This is a genomic window from Micromonospora sp. NPDC048170 (assembly GCF_040652795.1).
Taxonomy (GTDB): domain Bacteria; phylum Actinomycetota; class Actinomycetes; order Mycobacteriales; family Micromonosporaceae; genus Micromonospora.
Genome location: NZ_JBEZMR010000043.1, coordinates 26,121 through 45,153, shown reverse-complemented (window position 1 = coordinate 45,153; position 19,033 = coordinate 26,121). Strand labels below are relative to the sequence as shown.

Genomic DNA, 19,033 nt, shown 5'->3' with positions numbered 1-19,033 from the left:
CGAATGAACGTCGACAACCTCGCCGACTGGATCGCCACCCGCGGCTACACCTCCTGACCCACCAAACCGCACCACCCACGACAAGGGCCGACCCCCACAAGGGGTCGGCCCTTTCGTCGTCTCCGCCATGATCGCGGTGAGGGCAGGGTCGCGGCGGGGGGCAGGGTCGCGGCGAGGGTCGCTGATCGGGGCGCGGGCAGGGTCGCGGTGGGGCAGCCATACCGCTGGCGCCCCGGCGCGGGGGTCAGTCGATCGGGGCGAGGAACTCCAGGCGGTTGCCGTGCGCGTCCTGCGAGTGGAAGCGACGCATCCCGGGCAGTTCGTCGTCGCCCCAGATGACCGGGTATCCGGCGGCGGCCAGCCGGGCGGCGAGCGCGTCGAGGTCCTGCCTGAGCAGGCCCGGGTGGGCCTTGCGGGCGGGGCGGAAGTCGTCCTCCACGCCCAGGTGCAGTTCGGCGCCATGACCGGTGAACCAGCAGCCACCACGGGCCACGAGCGCAGGCGGCTTGGGCTTCTCGGTCATCCCGAGCACCCCGACGTAGAAGGCCCGGGACGCCTCCTCGGAGCCGCGCGGGCAGGCGAGCTGGACGTGATGGATCATGGTGTTACCTCCTCGTCCCGAACGATGGCACGAGGTTGCGAAGTTAGCAAGACGGACGTACGGTTTTGTTGACGACGAGAATCGGCGGTAAGTGTCCCCTAACCACGGCGGCACCCCGACCGGTGCGACAGACTGCTCAGGACTACTCACGGTCGCTGGTGTGAAGGAGTACGACGTGGCGAGCCTCGACACCTTCGGTGCGAAGACCCAGCTACGCGTCGGAGACGCGAGCTACGAGATTTTCAAGATCAGCAAGGTGGAGGGGCACGAACGGCTCCCCTACAGCCTGAAGATCCTCCTGGAGAACCTGCTCCGGACCGAGGACGGCGCGAACATCACCGCCGACCACATCCGGCAGCTCGGCGGCTGGGATTCCGACGCCGACCCGAGCGTGGAGATCCAGTTCACCCCCGCGCGGGTGCTCATGCAGGACTTCACCGGCGTGCCCTGCGTGGTCGACCTGGCCACCATGCGCGAGGCCGTCCGCGACCTCGGCGGCGACGCCACCAAGGTGAACCCGCTCGCCCCGGCCGAGCTGGTCATCGACCACTCCGTCATCGCCGACCTGTTCGGCCGCGAGGACGCCTTCGAGCGCAACGTCGAGCTGGAGTACGAGCGCAACAAGGAGCGCTACCAGTTCCTGCGTTGGGGCCAGACCGCGTTCAACGAGTTCAAGGTCGTGCCGCCGGGCACCGGCATCGTGCACCAGGTCAACATCGAGTACCTGGCCCGTACGATCATGGAGCGCAACGGCCAGGCGTACCCGGACACGGTGGTCGGCACCGACTCGCACACCACGATGGTCAACGGCCTGGGTGTGCTCGGCTGGGGCGTCGGCGGCATCGAGGCCGAGGCCGCGATGCTCGGCCAGCCGGTCAGCATGCTCATCCCGCGCGTGGTGGGCTTCAAGCTCTCCGGCGAGATGCCGGCCGGCACCACCGCCACCGACCTGGTGCTCACCATCACCGAGATGCTGCGCAAGCACGGCGTGGTCGGCAAGTTCGTCGAGTTCTACGGCCCGGGCGTGAGCGCCGTGCCGCTGGCCAACCGGGCCACCATCGGCAACATGTCCCCTGAGTACGGCTCCACCGTCGCGATCTTCCCGATCGACGCCGAGACCGTCCGCTACCTGGAGCTGACCGGCCGGGACGCCGCGCAGGTCGCCCTCGTCGAGGCGTACGCCAAGGAGCAGGGTCTCTGGCACGACCCGGCGGCCGAGCCGGAGTACTCGGAGCGCCTGGAGCTGGACCTGAGCACCATCGAGCCGTCCCTGGCCGGCCCGAAGCGCCCGCAGGACCGGGTGCCGCTGGGCAACGCCAAGACGCTGTTCCGCTCGGCGCTGACCGACTACGTGGCCGCCGACGAGACCGGCAGCGACGCCGACCCCCGCGGCGGGGTCCGCACCATCCCGCCGCTCGGCGTGCAGGGCCCCGCCGACGAGGCCAGCGCCGAGTCCTTCCCCGCCAGCGACTCCCCGGCCAACGGGGTCAACGATCCGGCCGACGCGCCTCGTGACCTGCAGACCGCAGCGGTCGGTTCCGGCGGCCGGGCCACCAACCCGATCCGGGTCACCAGCGCCGACGGCACCGAGTTCGAGCTGGACCACGGCGCGGTGGTGATCGCGGCGATCACCTCCTGCACCAACACCTCCAACCCGCAGGTGATGATCGGCGCGGCCCTGCTGGCACGCAACGCGGTCGACAAGGGCCTGACCCGCAAGCCGTGGGTGAAGACCACCCTGGCCCCGGGCTCCAAGGTCGTCATGGACTACTACGAGCGGGCCGGCCTCACGCCCTACCTGGAGAAGCTCGGCTTCCACCTGGTGGGCTACGGCTGCACCACCTGCATCGGCAACTCCGGCCCGCTGCCGGAGGAGGTCTCCGCCGCGGTCAACGAGGCCGACCTCGCCGTCGTCTCCGTGCTCTCGGGCAACCGGAACTTCGAGGGCCGGATCAACCCGGACGTCAAGATGAACTACCTGGCGTCCCCGCCGCTGGTGGTCGCGTACGCGCTGGCCGGCACGATGGACATCGACCTGGCCAACGAGCCGATCGGCGAGGACAGCGAGGGCAACCCGGTGTTCCTGCGGGACATCTGGCCGAACACCGCCGAGATCCAGGACGTCATCGCCTCGGCGATCGGCGCCACCGGCTTCAGCGCCGCGTACGCGGACGTCTTCGCCGGTGACGAGCGGTGGCAGTCGCTGCCCACCCCGACCGGGGACACGTTCGCCTGGGCGGGCGAGTCCACCTACGTGCGCAAGCCCCCGTACTTCGAGGGCATGCAGCGGGAGCCGAACGCGGTCGTCGACATCGACGGCGCCCGGGTGCTCGCCAAGCTGGGCGACTCGGTCACCACCGACCACATCTCGCCGGCCGGCTCCATCAAGGCCGATTCGCCTGCCGGGAACTACCTCGCCGAGCACGGCGTGCCGCGCCACGAGTTCAACTCGTACGGCTCCCGCCGGGGCAACCACGAGGTGATGATCCGGGGCACCTTCGCCAACATCCGGCTGCGTAACCAGCTGGTTCCCGGGGTCGAGGGCGGCTTCACGGTCAACCACCTGACCGGCGAGCAGACCTCGATCTACGACGCCTCCGTGGCCTACCAGGAGGCGGGCGTCCCGCTGGTCGTCCTGGCCGGCAAGGAGTACGGCTCCGGCTCGTCGCGCGACTGGGCGGCCAAGGGCACCATGCTGCTCGGCGTCAAGGCGGTCGTCGCCGAGTCGTACGAGCGGATCCACCGCTCGAACCTGATCGGCATGGGCGTGCTCCCCTTGCAGTTCCCGGCCGGCGAGACCGCCGAGTCGCTCGGCCTCACCGGCACGGAGACGTTCTCCGTCGCCGGGGTGACCGCGCTCAACGACGGCGAGACCCCGCGTACGGTCAAGGTCAGCACCGACACCGGCGTCGAGTTCGACGCGGTGGTCCGGATCGACACTCCGGGCGAGGCGGACTACTACCGGCACGGCGGCATCCTGCAGTACGTCCTGCGCCGCATGATCGCCAACTGACGCTCTGAACGAGGAAGGGTCCCGGTGACGCTCCGCGTCACCGGGACCCTTCCTTTTCACTTCGCTCAGGCGGGCGGCGGCGGAGGCAGCCCTGCGGACAGCGTGGTCGCGTCCCGGCTACTCCGCGGCGGCGGCGCGGCGGCGGGCCTCCCGGGTCTTCATGGCGTGCTCCATCAGCGTGATGAGCACCTCCTTGCTCGACTCCCGCTGCCGGGCGTCGCAGAGCAGCACCGGCACCCCCGGGTCGAGGTTGAGCGCCGCCTGCACCTCGTCGAGCCGGTACTTCCGGGCCCCCTCGAAACAGTTGACCGCCACCACGAACGGCGTGCCACGGCCCTCGAAGTAGTCGATCGAGGGGAAGCAGTCGGCCAGCCGGCGGGTGTCGGCCAGCACCACCGCGCCGAGCGCACCGAGCGCCAACTCGTCCCAGACGAACCAGAACCGGTCCTGGCCCGGGGTGCCGAAGAGGTAGAGCACCAGGTCGTCGCTGATGGTGATGCGGCCGAAGTCCATCGCCACCGTGGTGGTCTTCTTGCTCTCCACCCCGGACAGGTCGTCGATGCCGACGCCGGACTCGGTCAACACCTCCTCGGTACGTAACGGGCGCGTCTCGCTGACGGCACCGACCATGGTGGTCTTGCCCACGCCGAAGCCACCCGCGACGAGGATCTTGATCGCGGTGGGCAGTGGCGTCGCTCCCGCCGGCCGCTCAGAGAGCCCGTAGTCCATTGATTACCGCCTCGAAAACGCTGTTGTCGGGAAGGCCGGCCGTGGTGTACGGCTCGCGTACCTGCACCAGGCTGCGGGCCGCCAGGTCACCGAGCAGGACCCGGATGGTGCCCACTGGAAGGTCCAGGTGGGCGGCGATCTCGGCGACGGACTGGATCCGCTGGCAGAGCCCGACGATCGCCAGGTGCTCCGGGCCCAGCCCGACCTCCGTGTTCACGTCCGCGCGGGTCGCCGTCACCAGGGAGATCAGGTCGAACGTGCCGGTGACCGGCCGGGCCCGGCCGCGCGTCACCGCGTACGGGCGCACGACCGGGCCGGCATGGTCATCGACCCACTGGTGCTCCGAGGACTCCCCCTGCACCGTCATCGCGCCTACTTCTCGCCGGTCTGCTGCTCGCCGGTCCGGGATGGCGACGCGACGTACTTGCCGACGCGGGTGACCAGCATCGCCATCTCGTAGGCGATCAGGCCGACGTCGGCGTCCTCGCTGGCGAGGACGGCGAGGCAGGCGTTGCGCCCGGCCGCCGTGACGAACAGGAACGACGACTGCATCTCGATGATGGTCTGCTGCACCTGCCCGCCGCCGAAGCGCTTGCCCGCTCCCCGGGCCAGGCTCTGGATGCCGGCAGCCATGGCCGCCAGGTGTTCGGCGTCGTCCCGGCCGAGCCCTCGCGAGGCGGCCATCAACAGGCCGTCCGTCGAGAGCGCGACCGCGTGGTCGGCCTGCTTCACCCGGCCGACCAGATCATCCAGCAACCACGTCAGGTCGGCACTCGAAGCCGTCTTCTGCGCCACTCGTCGTCCTCTTCTCCCCCGGCTGTTGTCGCCGTGCTCGTCTCTGCTGACCGCCACGCCGCGCGGGTTCCCCGCACGGCGGCGGTGCCGGTCAGGTCGCTTGCAGGTCGTCGCCGGCGTCGGTCTCCTCGCCGGCCTCGGTTCGGCTGTCATCCGTCGCGCCGAGCAGCCGGGCGGCGTCCGTACGGCCGCGCCGGGTGCCGGTCTGGTAGGAGCTCATCATCCGGCGCACCTGCTCCGGCGGGCGCGCCACGTCCTCGTCGTCGTCACCGCTCTCGGCGGTCGCCGGATCGTCGCGAAGCTCCGGCGCGATGCTGGCCTGCCGGACCCGGACCGGCAGGCCCGAGCCGGTGCGCGCCGTCACCTGCCGGGCCGCCGGCGCCGGGCCACCGGTCACCGTGCTCCCGGGCGTGTCCGTCGCGTCGGGCGCCTCCGCCGGCGCGGACCGGAAAGTGGCCACCGGCAGGCCGGTCGGCACGGTCGGGCCGTCCAGGGCGTACTGCTCGGACCCGCTCCGGGGTCGGGTGGGCAGCGGCGCGTCGGGGGCGGGGGCGGTCGTCGGCAGGCTCCGGCCGCGAGAGCGGGTCGGCAGTGCGCCCCCGTCGGCCTCCCCCTCGTCGGCGGGTGCGTCGGAGTCCGGAGCCGGCCGGGGCCGGGGTGCGGGCGCCGGCTCGACCAGCGCCACCGGCGCCGCGCTGAGCGGCTGCTCGACGACGGGCGGCGCCTGGCCGGACGCGCCGGCCACCGGGGCGGCCGCGGGCAGGCCGGCCGGGAACCCGCCGGAGGTGCTCGGATCCTCGCCGTCGGTGGTGACGAGCTCGGCCGGGATCAGTACGACGGCCGTGGTGCCGCCGTACGCGGACTCCTTGAGCTGCACCCGTACGCCGTGCCGCTCGGTCAGCCGGCTCACCACGTAGAGCCCCAGGCGGGAGGCGTTGGCCAGGTTGAGTTCGGACTGGTCGACGATGCGGTGGTTCGCGGCGGCCAGGTCCTCCTCGCTCATGCCCAGGCCGCGGTCCTCGATCTCGATGGCGAAGCCGTTGGACACCATCTGCCCGCGCACCTCCACCGAGGTGTGCGGTGGGGAGAACGACAGGCCGTTCTCGATCAGCTCGGCGAGCAGGTGGATGACGTCGCCGACCGCGCGGCCGGTGAGCGACACCGCGCCGAGGGGCAGCACGTTGACGCGGGTGTAGTCCTCGACCTCGGCGACCGCGCCGCGGACGACGTCGACCATCGGCACATTGCGCCGCCAGGCACGGCCGGGGGTCGAGCCGGACAGCACGATCAGGTTCTCCGCGTTGCGCCGCATCCGGGTGGCCAGGTGGTCGACCCGGAACAGGTCCTCCAGTTCCTCGGCGTCGTGCTCGCGGCGCTCCATGGTGTCGAGCAGGGTGAGCTGGCGGTGCACCAGCGCCTGGGTGCGTCGGGCCAGGCTGAGGAAGACCTCCCGCACGTTGCGGCGCAGCTCGGCCTGCTCGACGGCGGTGCGGATGGCGGTCTCCTGCACGGCGTTGAACGCCTTGCCCACCTGGCCGATCTCGTCGTCGCCGAACTCCAGCGGGGGCGCCTCCTTGGCGACGTCGACCTCCTCGCCGTGGCCGAGCCGCTCGACCACGCCGGGAAGCCGCTCGTTGGCGAGCCGGAACGCGGCCTCGCGCAGCCGCTCCAACTGCTGCACCAGAGCCCGGGCGGTGGTGATCGACACGACGATCGAGGCGATGACGGCGAGCAGGCCCAGGCCGGCGGCCAGCACCAGCCGCAGGACGACGCCGACGGCGATCGGCGCGGCCCGCTCCACGAGCGCGTCGCCGGCCTCGATGATGAAGCGCTGCTGCTCGTCGAGCACCCGGTCGGCCGCCGTACGCCACTCGGACGCCGACACGGGCGGCGCGTCGGCCGTCCGTCCCTGCAGGGCGACCCGGTCCTCGAGGGATCGGAAAGCGGTGTACGCCTCGCCGCCGCGCAGCGCCTCGTAGCGGGACCGGTCGGCGTTGGACAGTTCGGTGCGGGTCTGGCTGTCCAGGTAGCGCTGGGCACCGGCGGCGCGGGCGAAGGCGGCGGTCTCCTCGGGCGTCATCCGGCCCGCGGCGAGGGCGCCGGTGACGAGGGCGTCCTCCTGGGACATGAGTTCGCGGATCCGGACGAGCTGGATCAACGCCGCCGTCTCCTGCGTGAACTTGTCGTCGTCCAGGTTGCCCAGCGACCCGTACATCCGCAGCACCGTGTCGATGAGCTCGGTGTACGCCTGGGTGGCGGCGGCGCGGTCGACCTTGCGGTCCCGGATCGACTCGCGTACGCCGGCGAGCTGGTCGAGCCCGGTGACGACCGCGTCGACCCGCCGCTGGCTCTCCTCGGCCGCCAGGTCCACCCGCCAGCTGCTGACGGACTGCCGGAAGTCGTTGGCGACGCCCTCGGTCCTGCGCCACTGTGCGTCGAGCTGCTCCCGTTCGGCCGCACCCGATCCACCCAGGTACGCCGCGGACGCCCGGCGTTCCGCCTGCAGTTCCAGCACCAGCGGCTCACCCGGCTGGGCGACCTGGGTGTCGAGCACCTGCACCCAGAGGAGACTGACGCCCTCCCGCAGGGTCACCCACGCGGCGAACGCCCACAGCGCGACGAGTGAGGCCAGCAGAGCCACGACTTTCCGGCGCAGATTGGAACTGCGGGAACCCATTGAAACCATCCCTGACGGGGAGCCTGATTCATCCGATCGGCGGTTTCCGCATGGCGCTTCGACCGACCCGGCGCACGGTAGCAGTGTCACGACGATCACTCAAGCAGTCCTGATCATGACCGGTGGTGGTGGACGCCACCGGATCGACGGCTCACCGTCCTGCGTGGTCACTCAGCGAAACCAGGTGCCGCGCCGCGAGCACGGCGGCCCGCACGATGAGCACCGGATGGTAGAGATCCTTGTCATGCCACAGTGGAACGCCGTCGCCGGCCTCGTCCCGGTGGTCGTCGAGGTAGGCGAGCGCCCTGCGCACGACGCCGGCGAGGCCCGGCCGGGGCGGTCGCCCGGTGCCGAGCAACACCTGGAGGGCGTACGCGGTCTCCTCCGGCGTGCCCGCCCAGAGTCCCCACGAGCCGTCGTCGCGCTGGGTGTCCCGCACCCAGTCGGCCGCCCGGTCGAGTCGCCCATCGATCGCGTCGGGCGCGTACCCGGCCAGGCTCGCCGCGACGCTGGCCGTCGCGTAGTACGGCGAGGCGTGCCAGCGGTCCGTCCAGCTGCCGTCGGCGAGCTGGCCGTCGACCAGCCAGCCGGCCACCCGCCGGACCACGTCGGTGTGCGGGCGGCCCGGACGGTGCCGGGCGTGCCAGCCCAGCGCCTCCAGGACGTGGGCGTTCGTGGTGACCGACGCACCGTCCTCGCCCTGCCAGGTGCAGAAGTGCGCGCCCGTGTCGTACGCCAGCAGGCTGTCGGGCGCGACCGGGCGACCGAGCCGCGCCAGCGCGAAGAGGGTGACCGCGGTGGTGTCGGCGTCCGTCGGAAGGCCGGGTGAGGTGGCCGCGCCGGTCGGCCCGAGCGCGGCGGCCAGGCCGGCGGTCAGCTCGGCGGGAACGTCCGCCACCGCGCCGACCCGGGCCAGGCCGCCGAGCACCCAGGCCCGCTCGAACACGGCGATGGGCGTCGTGCACGGCACAGGCCCGCCGCCGGACGTGACGGCCGTCGTCAGGTAGCCCAGCGCGGCCTGGTCCACGCCCGGGCGGGCGGGATCGCCCAGCCAGGCCGCGGTGGCGGCGGGTGAGGCGCCGACGGCGCCGGACACGGGCCGGGCCCGCAGGTGTGTCCGCGCCCGCCCGTCCAGCACCTCGAAGGCGTGCCACAGCTTCTCCGGTACGGGCCCGCCCGTGGCGATGAGCCGCCCGACCGCCTCGGCCCGGTGCCGGGTCATGCCGTACGGCATCGGCAGCGCGGGCACGCGCCACCCCGTCGACGGACCGCCCTCGGCGAGGAGCGTGTCGATCCGGTCGGTCAGGGCGGGCACGATCAGGTCGACGCCCGGCATGTCCGGCACCGGCTCGGCGGCGACCAGCAGCCGGCCCCGCAACGCCGCGAGGCCCCGGTCCGCGGCCGTCGACAGCCGGTGCGCGGCCGGTGCGCCGGCGCGGCCGGGGGCGCGCAGGGCGCTCAGCAGGGCCTCCACCGCGCTCAGGGTCGGCACCAGGCCGTACGCGCCCGGCGCTCCCCACCCGCCGTCGGCGCGCTGGGCGGCCAGCAGGTGACGCAGCCGCTCGGTGTGCCCCGGCAGCCAGGGCGCGTCGCTGACCAGCCGGCCGGTCTCGTAGACCGAGGGCGAGACCGTGCCGGCGGGGCCGGCCAGCATCGCCGCCACCAGCTCACGGCCGGCGACGGCGAGCCCCACACCGCCGACGTCCGGTACGACGACCGGGGCCGCCGTCACGACATCCCCCAGAAGTCGGCCAGCTGGTAGAAGCCGCTGCTGAAGCCGATCTGCCGGGCCAGGTAGTCCGCCTCCCGCGGGCAGGTCGACCGGAGCGGGACGAGCATCCGGCGGCAGGTGTCCACCAGCTCGGCGAGCCGCTGCTCCACCTCGGCGCGGTCGTCGACCAGCAGGAGGGCGTTCAGGTCGCCCCAGCGCAGGTCCCGCTCGTACGTGCCGAGGTCGTTGACGAGGCGCAGGGCGCGCTGCACCTGGTCGCTGACCATGACCAGCTCGTCCAGCCGGGCGAGGGTGGCCTCGTCTCCGGTGTAGAGCCAGTGTGCGACGTTGACGATCGTGCAGGCGTGGTTGTCGGCGTTGTCGAGGTACTCGTCGAGGCTCGGCAGGGACATCCGGCACGAGCCCGTCTTCCACTCCCACTCGCGGGCCATCGCCCGCACCGTCGCGGCCACGCGGTCGCGCCACAGCGGACGGTGCGCCGCGAAGGCGGGTGACGTCGTGAGTTCCCCCTGGAGCGCGGCCAGGTAGGCGCCGAGGTGGTCGTCGGCGGCGGGCGGTTCGCCGTCGGCCACCGCGAGGCAGCGGGTCACGAGCCCGTCGACCTCGTCACGGGAGCGCGCCCGGTGGTCGATCAGCCAGTCGAGGGCGAAGCCCCACAGGACGGTGCGGTTCGCGGCGCGCAGCTGCTCCGCCGTGCACCACGGTGCGCCGAAGGCGATGGCCAGCGAGACGTTGGCGAACAGCATGGTGTCGAACGGGTCGGCGGGAAACAGCTCGGGGTGGGCCGCGGCCGACGCCTGGAGGTCACGTTGGCCGCGTACCGCCAGGCCGCAGATCCGGCCCTGTTCCTGCGCGTCCCGCAGCTCGTCGCGCTCGCCCGCCGCGTCCGGCGACTGGTCGGGGGTCGCCACCGGCATCGTGGTCACACCGGCCTCCGCTCACGGACCGGGGTCAGCGCCATGATCACCGGCCGGCCCGGGCGCAGGGCCGCCGCCAACTGCCTCGATGGCATCCCGGGCTCCCGCAGGCGGAAGCGGTAGCGACTGAGGACCGTGGCCACCACCAGCGGTGCCTCCAGGTTGAACAGGTACATGCCGAGGCACTGGTGCGGGCCGCCGCCGAACGGGAAGTACGCGTACCGGTGGCTGCGTCGCGGCTGGTCGTCGCGGAAGCGATCGGGGTCGAAGGTGTCCGGACGGTCCCAGAGCCGGGCCAGCCGCTGGGTGACGTACGAGCTGACGACGACGATGCTGCCCGCCCTGATCCGGGTGCCGCCGATGACGTCGTCGGCCAGCGCCGTACGGGGCAGCAACCAGCCCGCCGGGTACATCCGCAGCAGCTCGTCCACGACCGACCGGGTGTAGGTGAGCGCCTGCAACTGGTCCCGACTGATCACCCGGTCCGTACCCACCACCTCGTCCAGCTCCGCGTAGAGCCGTTCGGCGATCTCGGGGTTGGCGTCCAGGATCGGCCACAGCCAGGTCAGCACGGCGTAGGTGGTCTCGGTCGCGGTGGCGAACGACGACACCACGTCGTCGCGGACCTGCCGTTCGTCGAGCGGGCGGCCGTGTTCGTCCCGGGCGCGGGCCAGGGCGGCGAGCAGGTCGTCGTCGTCGCGCGGGTTGGCGATCTCCGACCGCACCAGGGGCAGCATGATGTCGTCGACGACGCCGATCGCGCGGCGGAGGGCGCGGTCCCCGGGTACCGGCACGGAGTCCGGCACGAACGGCAGAAGCAGACGCGCGCGCAGCGCGGTCACGATCGTGCCCTGGGCGGCGACGATCCGCAGCTGGTCGGCGAGACTCACCCGATCGGCGAAGAAGACGCTGCTGATCGCCCGGCAGATGACCCGCCCCAGCTCCGTCCCGGCGTCCAGCCACCGGCCCGTGCGGGCAGGCTCGTCGAACTCGTCGACCGCGTCGCTGACCGCGCGGCTCATGGAGTCCACCAGGAGGTCGATGCGCTTGGCGGTGAAGTGCGGCTGCATCCGCGCGCGGCTGGCCCGCCACGCCGGCCCGTCGGAGAGGATCCCGTCGCCGGTGAGCCGCCGCACCGGACGCCAGAGCATGCTCTGCCCGCCGCGGGTGTAGTTGGCCTCGTTGTCGCGCAGGATGTGCTGCACGTGGGCCGGCTCGGTCACCAGGTAGGGGCGGATCGTCCCGAGGTTGAGCCGGAGGATCTCGCCCTCGGCGGAGTCCGCCAGCGCGACGAGTTGGCCCAGGGGGTCGCGCAGCAGACCCGGCAGCATCTTCCACAGTGGAACGGATCGTGCCGCCCGTCCTCGTGGGTCGTCGACATCCCGTTCAGCCATGGCGTCCCGCACCCGTGGCTCCTCCCCTCGGTCAACGCTCCGCTGTGACAGAACGTCATGCGGACTGCTGCCTTGCGTCACGACCCGGGAAGCATGCCATCACCGATCGAGACTCCGCTAGCCACCGTATGAAAATTTTGCTCATGGGAATGCTTGACCATGAAGGATTTCGTGGCGGGATTCACTCCTGAAGGGAGCGCAGGCAGCGCCACTCGGCGTCCACCGGCCGGTACCCGAACCACCCGTTGACCGCCCGCATCGCGTCGTTGCCGGCGTCGTTGAGGGTGGACGCCCACCGGAAGCCCGCCGACCGGGCGGAGCGCAGCGAGGTGTGCTTGACCAGCCGGGCGAGGCCCCGGCCCCGCCACCCGCTCCGGGTGCCCGTCATGCCGGAAAGGTAGCGGTCCACCCCATCGGTCAGCGCGACGCTGAACGCCACCACCACGCCGTCGGCCAGCGCCACCGTGCTGAGCGCCCGGTCCAGGTCCGGCCGGTCCCAGTACGCGGCCCGCCAGTCCGGGTAGCTGATCTCGTCCATCCCGACATCGCCCGGCTCGTCCGCGGCGGCGGCCAGGTCCGCCTCGTACAGCGCGCGCGGGTCGACCAGGTCGGCGGCCGTGGCCAGCCGCACCCCGGCCGGCGGGGCGGGCGCCGCCGGCAGCACCGCCGCCGTCAGGTCCAGGCCCAGGATCACGCCGCGCCGGCCGGGCCGGTAGCCGCGCCGCTCGGCGAAGGCGAGCGACGCCGGCTCGTCGACCACCCGCGCGTACGCCCGGCGCACACCGAGCCCGGCGAGCCGCTCCTCGGCGGCGGCGAGCAGCGCCGACCCGACGCCCCGCCCTCTCCCCTCGGGGCGCACGACCAGGTTGACGAAGCCGAGCCCCGGCTCGGCGCTCTCGTGCAACAGCCCGGTCCGGGCGACGCCGGCGAGCCCGCCGCACACCTCGGCGACGAGGATCTCGAAGCGCTCGGCCGGTTTGCCGGTCGCCTGCCAGGCGAGCAGCTCCGGCGTGACCACCAGGTGGGGCCGGGCGGCGCGAAGCAGGACAGCGACCTGCGTCAGGTCGGAGGGGGCGGCGGCCCGGACGTTGGGAGTCATGGCCGGGCAACCTACCGCAGCGGCGGGCGGGTAGGGCGGCGGTGGAATCCGGGCGCGCCCGCCGCTGCCTGTGCCAGGCTCAGGTCATGGACGACACGACCATCCTGAACCGGATCTCCGAGCTGGTCGACGAGGAGCACCGGTTGCGCGCCGACGCGCAGGCCGGCGAGTCGGGCACCGACGACGCCGCCCGCACCCGGCTGCGCGAGCTGGAGGAGTCCCTCGACCAGTGCTGGGACCTGCTACGTCGGCGGCGGGCCGCCCGGCAGACCCACGGCGACCCGGACAGCCAGGGGATGCGCCCCAAGCCGGAGGTCGAGCGCTACCTGCAGTGACCCGGATCCCGGGCGGCCGGCGCGGGCCGCCCGGGACGCCGGGGTCAGCGGATCCCCGCCTCCCGCAGCAGCAGCGCGGTCAGCACGGCCGGGTCGGCGGTCTCGGCCGGCAGGCCCCGCGCCGCGAACCAGGTGGCGACCACCCGGACGTCGCGGGCCAGGAACTCCGGCCCCTGCGGGTTGGCCACCACGTCGACCACCTGCGGCAGGTCGATCAGCACCAGCCGCCCCGCGTGCACCAGCAGGTTGTACGGCGACAGGTCGCCGTGCGCGAGGCCGGCGCGGGCGAGCACCACGAGGGCGTCGACGAGCTGCCCCCACAGTTCGAGCAGCTCGGCGGCCTCCGGCCGCAGTTGGGCCAGCCGGGGCGCGGCCAGCCCCTCCTCCTGGTCGCCGAGGAACTCCAGCATCAGCTCGGTGCCGCGCACCTGCACCGGGTAGGGAACGGTGATGGTGCCGTACCGGGCGCCGATCTCCCAGAGCCGGGACAGCGCGGCGAACTCGGCCGCCGCCCACTGTCCGGCGATCATCTGCCGGCCGAAGGCGGTGCGGCCGGCCATCGCCCGGTTCTCCCGGGACCGGCGGACCCGGCGTCCCTCCAGGTAGCCGGCGTCGCGGTGGAAGAGCCGGTGCTGGGCGTCGCGGTACCGCTTGACCGCCAGCAGGCAGGACCGGTCGGTGCCGGGCACCGCCCGGCGGACCAGGTGGACGTCCGCCTCCTTGCCGGTCTTGAGCACACCCAGTTCGGTGTCCTTGGCGGCCAGCTCGGTGACCAGCCAGTCCGGGTGGGGCTGCGGGCCGTGCACGGCGTCGTCCCAGGAGGACCAGCGCTCCCCCGTGTCGGGGTCCGGCTCGGCGTCGGGGTCGGCGGGGGCGGGCTCGGCGGACCGGCCCCGCTTCAGGAAGAGCTGTTCGTCGTCGTCGAAGCGGCGCTTGCCGCGGGTACGGCGCTCGCGCGCCGGAAGGTCGTGATCGCGCACTGCGGTGGTGATCCCTTGCTCGAGGCTGATGGAGGCAGGTGGAAGTGACCTGCGAAGACGGCCATGACCGACCCCCTCTCCTCGACCGGGCGCCTGGGCCCGGGTGCACGATGCGCCGACCATGCTCGCGGGCGGCGCCCACCGGGTCAACCGAATTACGCCCACCACCGCCGCTCAGGCGGCGAGCACCGCCGCGACGGCGGCGATCAGGCCGTCCGCCGTTCGGGTGGGCGCGAACCGGCTGTCGACCCAGCTACGCCCCCGGTGCAGCCAGACGCTGGGCAGGCCCACGGCCGCCGCGCCCCCGATGTCCGCCTCCGGGCCGTCGCCGACCACCCAGGCGCCGCGCAGCGGCAGTCGTACCCGCCGGGCGGCCAGCGCGAAGATCCTCGGGTTGGGCTTGCTGACGCCGACCTCCTCGGAGATCACCCAGTCGGCGACGAAGCGGTCCAGCCCGGTACGCCGGATCATGGCCTCCTGCTGCCGGGCCCCGCCGTTGCTGACCACCACGGGCGTCCAGCCGGCCTCGTCGGCGATCCGCAGCGCGCAGGCGACCAGCGGATCGAGCCGGATGCTCGCCAGCACGCCGTCGTGCAGTTCCTCGACCAGGTCGATGGACGGGATCCGCAACCCGTAGCGGTCGCGTACGGCGTCGGCCACGTCCCACCGGTCGGTCAGCCCGTCGGCGTCCATGGACAGCAGCCAGTCGATGTCGGCCGGCGGCGCGCCTATGCCGGCCAGGAAACGCTCCCCCCAAGCGCGGAAGGGACCGACCCGGTCGAGCAGCGTGTTGTCCAAGTCCAGCAGGAGCAACGGCACTCGGGCACCCTACGGGAACCCGACCGCCCAACGACAGTGCCGAGTTGCCGCCCGACGTGCGTCAGGCCGGCAGCGCCGAACGGGTGCCTCCCTGGTCGGGCAGGCGGTCGAGCAGCATGCAGTGGGCCGCCCGGCTCGCCGCGAGGGTCTCCGGGGCGAGCGCGACGACCAGCACGGCCTCGCCGGTGTCCGCGCCCCGGGCCAGCGGCCGGCCCTCCGGGTCGTAGACCGCCGCACCGCCGTTGAACCGCCACGGGTCGGCGCCGCCGACGATGTTGGCGAACACCACGTACATCGTGTTGTCCAGCGCGCGGGCGGCGTAGTAGAGGTCGCGGCGGTGCTCCGAACCGGCCAGGTAGCCGCTCGGGCAGAGGTACCCGTGCGCCCCGTCGGCCGCCGCGGCCCGGCCGTGCTCCGGGAAGCAGCCGTCGTAGCAGATGCCGAGCCCGAGCCGCCAGTCGTCGACGAGCAGGGTGGCGCCCCGGTCGCCGGCGACGAACAGCTCCCGCTCGCCGTTCCAGAGCTGCTGCTTGTCGTACCCGACGCGGACGTCGCCGGCGCGGTCGACCAGCAGGGCGGAGATCGTCCGCCGACCGTCGGGGTGCCGCACGGCCGCGCCGACCACCACGGCGCCCCCGCCGTCGCGGGCCGCCTCGCGCAGCGGGTCCAGCCGCGGGTCGTCGACCGTGGCCGCCGCGTCGGCCGCGACGTCGGTGCCGGCCGGATCGGCCGCGAGCGTCGGCAGGTGGTACGCGGGCAGGAAGAGCTCGGGCAGCACGGTCACCCGGGCGCCTCGCTCCGTGGCGCGGCGGACCAGCCGGGCGGCGCTCGCCGCGTTGCCGGCCACGTCGCCGGGTACGGGCTCGGCCTGCACAGCCGCGACGGTCAACGGTGCGGCGGGGACCGCGACGGCGGTGGGAAGTGGCGTCACGAGGGCGATCATAGACGGGGGCGTGCAGGTCGTCGATCATTCGCGCGGGCGAACCAAGCCGTACGTACGGTTTGCATGGCCGGGGCTGAGGTGTCACGATCGACCCGTGCCCAGAGTAAGCCAGGACCAGCTCGACGCGCGCCGCCAGGAGATCCTCGCCGCCGCGCGGGCGTGTTTCGCCCGGCACGGCTACGAGGGTGCCACCGTGCGCAGGCTCGAGGAGGCCACCCGGCTGTCCCGGGGCGCGATCTTCCACCACTTCCGCGACAAGGACTCGCTCTTCCTGGCCGTCGCCGAGGACGACGCGGCGGCCATGGTGGAGACGGTGGCCCGTAACGGCCTGGTCCAGGTCATGCGGGACCTCCTGGCCCGCGCGGTCTCCCCCGACACCACCGGCTGGCTCGGCAGCCAACTGGAGGTGTCCCGGCGGCTGCGCACCGACCCGGCGTTCGCCAAGCGGTGGGCGGAGCGGTCCGCCGCGATCGCCGAGGCGACCCGCGACCGGCTGGCCCGGCAGCGGGAGGCGGGTGTACTGCGGGAGGACGTGCCGATCGACGTGCTGGCCCAGTTCCTCGAACTCGCCTACGACGGTCTGGTGCTGCACCTGGCGATGGGCCGCCCCGCCGGCGACCTCGACCCGGTGCTCGACCTGGTCGAGGAGGCCGTCCGCCGCCGGTGACCTGCCCGGCCGGCCGACGCCCCTGCTCACCTCGCCTACCGGCCCGCTCACTCGACCCGCGGGCGGGTGGACACGGGCTGGCAGGACTGCCCCACAATTGGGCGGCGATCCCCTCGCCCGACAGGAGCAGCTCATGACCGTCCTCGCCGCACCTGGTGACACCTGGGGCATCCCCGGCCCTGCATTCCTCGGGATCTATCTCCTCGCGGCCGTCCTGGTCATCATCGGCACGGTCGTGCACCGGCTCATGGTCCTCGCCGGCCCCTCGGCACACGACGTGGGCCAGCTCGGCCCGCAGCAGGTCGCCTACCTCAACGGCGGGGAGCAGTTGGCGATCTGTGCCTCGCTCGGCGGGCTGCGCAGCAGCGGGGCGATCGGCATACGGCCGGACCGGCGGCTGGCCACCGGCGGTCCGCTGCCGGCCGGAATGACGCCACTGGACCAGGCGGTCCACTTCGCCGCCAGTCGGAACGCCACCGTCCGGGAACTGCGCCGCGACGAGTGGGTCCGCCGGGCGCTCGACCAGCTCAGGGCCAGTCTCGAGCAGCGCGGGCTCGCGGTCGCACCGGCCCGCCGGGCCGCGCTGCGCCGCGGCGCGTTCCTGCTCTCCGCCCTGCTGGTGGTCGGCTTCGTCCGGATCGTCGCGGGCCTGCTGAACGACCATTCGGTGCTCCTGCTCGTGCTCAGCCAGTTCCCGCTGACCGTGGTCACCATCCTGCTGCACCGGGTGCCCTGGCGCACCCGCGCCGCCACCCTGGCGCTACGGGACCTGCGCCGGCAGCACACCTACCTCGCACCCGCTTCGGCCCCCGCCTACGCCACCTACGGCGCGGCAGGCGCCGCGATGGGAGTCGCCTTGTTCGGCACCGCCTCGCTGTGGGCGATGGATCCCGGTTTCGCCGCCCAGGCCGAGATCCAGCGACAGGCGACCAGCAGCAGCGGCGGTTCCTCCTGCGGCGGGGGCAGCTCGTGCGGCGGGGACGGCGGGGGTGGCGGGTGCGGCGGCGGATGCGGCGGTGGGTGCGGCGGATGACCGGGCCACACGGCGTGGGCATCGGCTGGCGTCCGGAGATCGCCGGATTCGTCGCCGACCTGCCCGGGCTGCGCTTCGTGGAGGTGGTCGCGGAGGGCGTCACCGCGACGGGGCCGCTGCCCGACGGGCTCGCCGCGCTGCGGGAACGCGGCGTCACGGTCGTACCGCACGGCGTGCGGCTCTCCCTCGGCGGCGCCGAGCCGGTCGACCCGGCGCGGGTCGCGCACCTCGGCGCGGTGGCGGAGCTGCTCGGGGCGCCGCTGGTCAGCGAGCACATCGCCTTCGTCCGGGCCGGCGGCGTCGAGGCAGGGCACCTGCTGCCGCTGCCCCGCAGCCGGGAGGCGGTCGACGCGGTCTGCGCCAACGTCGCCCGAGTGCAGGCCGAACTGCCGGTGCCGATCGCGCTGGAACCGATCGCGGCCCTGTTCGACTGGCCCGACGACGAGCTGGACGAGGCCGACTTCCTCACCGAGATCCTTGACCGCACCGGCGCGTTCCTGCTGCTGGACATCGCCAACGTGTACGCCAACGCCCGCAACCGGGGCACCGACCCGACCGCGCTGCTCGACCGGCTGCCGCTGGACCGGGTCTCCTACGTGCACGTCGCGGGCGGCACCGACCACGGCGGCTACTACCACGACACACACACCGATCCGGTGCCCGCTGCGGTGCTGGACCTGCTGCGCGAGCTGTGCGCCCGCCACCGGCCGCCAGCGCTCCTGCTGGAACGCGACGGGCACTACCCGCCCGCCCCGGTGCTCCGCGCCGAGTTGGACGCCCTCGCCGCCGCGTCCGGTTTTCCGGTGGTGACGTGAGCGACGGCCTGGCCGAGCGGCAGGCGGCGCTGGTGGCGGCACTGGTGGCCGGCGGCCCGGTTCCGCCAGGCTTCGACCCGGCGGCGCTGGCCGCCGCCGGCACCGCGCTGCTGCGCAAGCGCGCCGGAGAGGTGGCCCGGCACTGGCCGCTGCTCGCCGCCGCCCTCGGGCCCCAGTGGCCGGCGACCTTCGCCCAATGGGCGGCGGGGCGGCCGACCGGGGGCTCGCTGCGCGACGGCTGGGACCTGGCCCGCGACCTGCGCGACCGGGGCTCACTGCCACCGCTGGGCGCGGAGGAGCTGGCCACGCGCGAGGCCACCGACCGCTACGACGGGCACGGGCCGCCGCGCCCACGCCGGCTGCCGGGCTGGGGGCGCGCCGGCGGCGCCGTCGCGATCCAGGTCGCCGGTCGCGTACGCCTGCTGCGTCCCGCCCGCCGCTGACCGGAGCACGCTGGCCGGCCCGAGGGCCCCGCTGGCGGATC

The 19,033-nt window shown here is 73.5% G+C and carries 18 protein-coding genes; 6 read left to right on the top strand and 12 right to left on the bottom strand.

The window, feature by feature from the left end:
- Positions 1-244: 244 nt before the first annotated feature.
- Entirely contained in the window at positions 245-601 is a 357-nt protein-coding gene (locus AB0D32_RS30725) for a VOC family protein (RefSeq protein WP_357097699.1), read from the bottom strand.
- 160 nt (positions 602-761) lie between these two features.
- Between AB0D32_RS30725 and AB0D32_RS30720 the strand changes: the two genes are divergently transcribed.
- A complete protein-coding gene (locus AB0D32_RS30720) occupies positions 762-3,614 on the top strand; it encodes an aconitate hydratase (protein ID WP_357097697.1) in 2,853 nt (950 codons plus the stop codon).
- Positions 3,615-3,731: 117 nt separating this feature from the next.
- Here the strand turns inward: AB0D32_RS30720 and AB0D32_RS30715 are convergent, their stop codons facing one another.
- The 8 genes from AB0D32_RS30715 to AB0D32_RS30680 form a co-directional block, all read right to left on the bottom strand.
- On the bottom strand, positions 3,732-4,343 hold the full coding sequence (locus tag AB0D32_RS30715) for an ATP/GTP-binding protein (protein ID WP_357097695.1): 612 nt from the start codon (positions 4,341-4,343) through the stop codon (positions 3,732-3,734).
- On the bottom strand, positions 4,324-4,710 hold the full coding sequence (locus tag AB0D32_RS30710) for a DUF742 domain-containing protein (RefSeq protein WP_357097693.1): 387 nt from the start codon (positions 4,708-4,710) through the stop codon (positions 4,324-4,326). The genes AB0D32_RS30715 and AB0D32_RS30710 overlap by 20 nt, the downstream gene beginning before the upstream one ends.
- A gap of 5 nt (positions 4,711-4,715) precedes the next feature.
- The gene (locus AB0D32_RS30705) at positions 4,716-5,138 is read right to left on the bottom strand and encodes a roadblock/LC7 domain-containing protein (protein WP_091629996.1); all 423 of its coding nucleotides are present in this window, start codon (positions 5,136-5,138) and stop codon (positions 4,716-4,718) included.
- Positions 5,139-5,229: 91 nt separating this feature from the next.
- Complete coding sequence (locus AB0D32_RS30700) at positions 5,230-7,815, bottom strand: nitrate- and nitrite sensing domain-containing protein (RefSeq protein ID WP_357097691.1); 2,586 nt, start codon at positions 7,813-7,815, stop codon at positions 5,230-5,232.
- 151 nt (positions 7,816-7,966) lie between these two features.
- Positions 7,967-9,547: a prenyltransferase/squalene oxidase repeat-containing protein gene (locus AB0D32_RS30695; RefSeq protein WP_357097689.1), complete on the bottom strand. Its 1,581-nt coding sequence runs from the start codon at positions 9,545-9,547 to the stop codon at positions 7,967-7,969.
- Positions 9,544-10,464, bottom strand: a complete 921-nt coding sequence (locus AB0D32_RS30690; RefSeq protein ID WP_357097706.1) for a terpene synthase family protein — start codon at positions 10,462-10,464, stop codon at positions 9,544-9,546. Before AB0D32_RS30690 ends, AB0D32_RS30695 begins: the two co-directional genes overlap by 4 nt.
- Positions 10,465-10,469: 5 nt before the next feature.
- Positions 10,470-11,858: a cytochrome P450 gene (locus tag AB0D32_RS30685; RefSeq protein WP_357097687.1), complete on the bottom strand. Its 1,389-nt coding sequence runs from the start codon at positions 11,856-11,858 to the stop codon at positions 10,470-10,472.
- A gap of 181 nt (positions 11,859-12,039) precedes the next feature.
- The gene (locus AB0D32_RS30680; protein WP_357097685.1) at positions 12,040-12,957 is read right to left on the bottom strand and encodes a GNAT family N-acetyltransferase; all 918 of its coding nucleotides are present in this window, start codon (positions 12,955-12,957) and stop codon (positions 12,040-12,042) included.
- Between the two features lie 86 nt (positions 12,958-13,043).
- Here AB0D32_RS30680 and AB0D32_RS30675 point away from each other — a divergent pair, with 86 nt between their 5' ends.
- Positions 13,044-13,292: a DUF2630 family protein gene (locus AB0D32_RS30675; RefSeq protein ID WP_357097683.1), complete on the top strand. Its 249-nt coding sequence runs from the start codon at positions 13,044-13,046 to the stop codon at positions 13,290-13,292.
- Positions 13,293-13,336: 44 nt separating this feature from the next.
- Here the strand turns inward: AB0D32_RS30675 and AB0D32_RS30670 are convergent, their stop codons facing one another.
- The 3 genes from AB0D32_RS30670 to AB0D32_RS30660 all read right to left on the bottom strand — a co-directional run bounded on the left by AB0D32_RS30670 (position 13,337) and on the right by AB0D32_RS30660 (position 16,022).
- Positions 13,337-14,272, bottom strand: a complete 936-nt coding sequence (locus tag AB0D32_RS30670; RefSeq protein WP_357097681.1) for an RIO1 family regulatory kinase/ATPase — start codon at positions 14,270-14,272, stop codon at positions 13,337-13,339.
- A 174-nt stretch (positions 14,273-14,446) separates the two neighbouring features.
- Entirely contained in the window at positions 14,447-15,091 is a 645-nt protein-coding gene (locus AB0D32_RS30665; RefSeq protein WP_357097679.1) for an HAD family hydrolase, read from the bottom strand.
- Between the two features lie 61 nt (positions 15,092-15,152).
- Positions 15,153-16,022 carry a carbon-nitrogen hydrolase family protein gene (locus AB0D32_RS30660; protein ID WP_357097677.1) on the bottom strand — a complete coding sequence of 290 codons (870 nt, stop codon included), beginning with the start codon at positions 16,020-16,022 and terminating at the stop codon, positions 15,153-15,155.
- 106 nt (positions 16,023-16,128) lie between these two features.
- On the opposite strand from AB0D32_RS30660, the gene AB0D32_RS30655 reads away from it, so the two are divergent.
- The 4 genes from AB0D32_RS30655 (at position 16,129) to AB0D32_RS30640 (ending at position 18,992) form a co-directional block, all read left to right on the top strand.
- On the top strand, positions 16,129-16,701 hold the full coding sequence (locus AB0D32_RS30655; protein ID WP_357097675.1) for a helix-turn-helix domain-containing protein: 573 nt from the start codon (positions 16,129-16,131) through the stop codon (positions 16,699-16,701).
- A 133-nt stretch (positions 16,702-16,834) separates the two neighbouring features.
- On the top strand, positions 16,835-17,734 hold the full coding sequence (locus tag AB0D32_RS30650; protein WP_357097673.1) for a TIGR04222 domain-containing membrane protein: 900 nt from the start codon (positions 16,835-16,837) through the stop codon (positions 17,732-17,734).
- On the top strand, positions 17,731-18,549 hold the full coding sequence (locus tag AB0D32_RS30645) for a DUF692 domain-containing protein (RefSeq protein ID WP_357097671.1): 819 nt from the start codon (positions 17,731-17,733) through the stop codon (positions 18,547-18,549). Before AB0D32_RS30650 ends, AB0D32_RS30645 begins: the two co-directional genes overlap by 4 nt.
- Positions 18,546-18,992: a hypothetical protein gene (locus AB0D32_RS30640; RefSeq protein WP_357097669.1), complete on the top strand. Its 447-nt coding sequence runs from the start codon at positions 18,546-18,548 to the stop codon at positions 18,990-18,992. The genes AB0D32_RS30645 and AB0D32_RS30640 overlap by 4 nt, the downstream gene beginning before the upstream one ends.
- Positions 18,993-19,033: the final 41 nt, after the last annotated feature.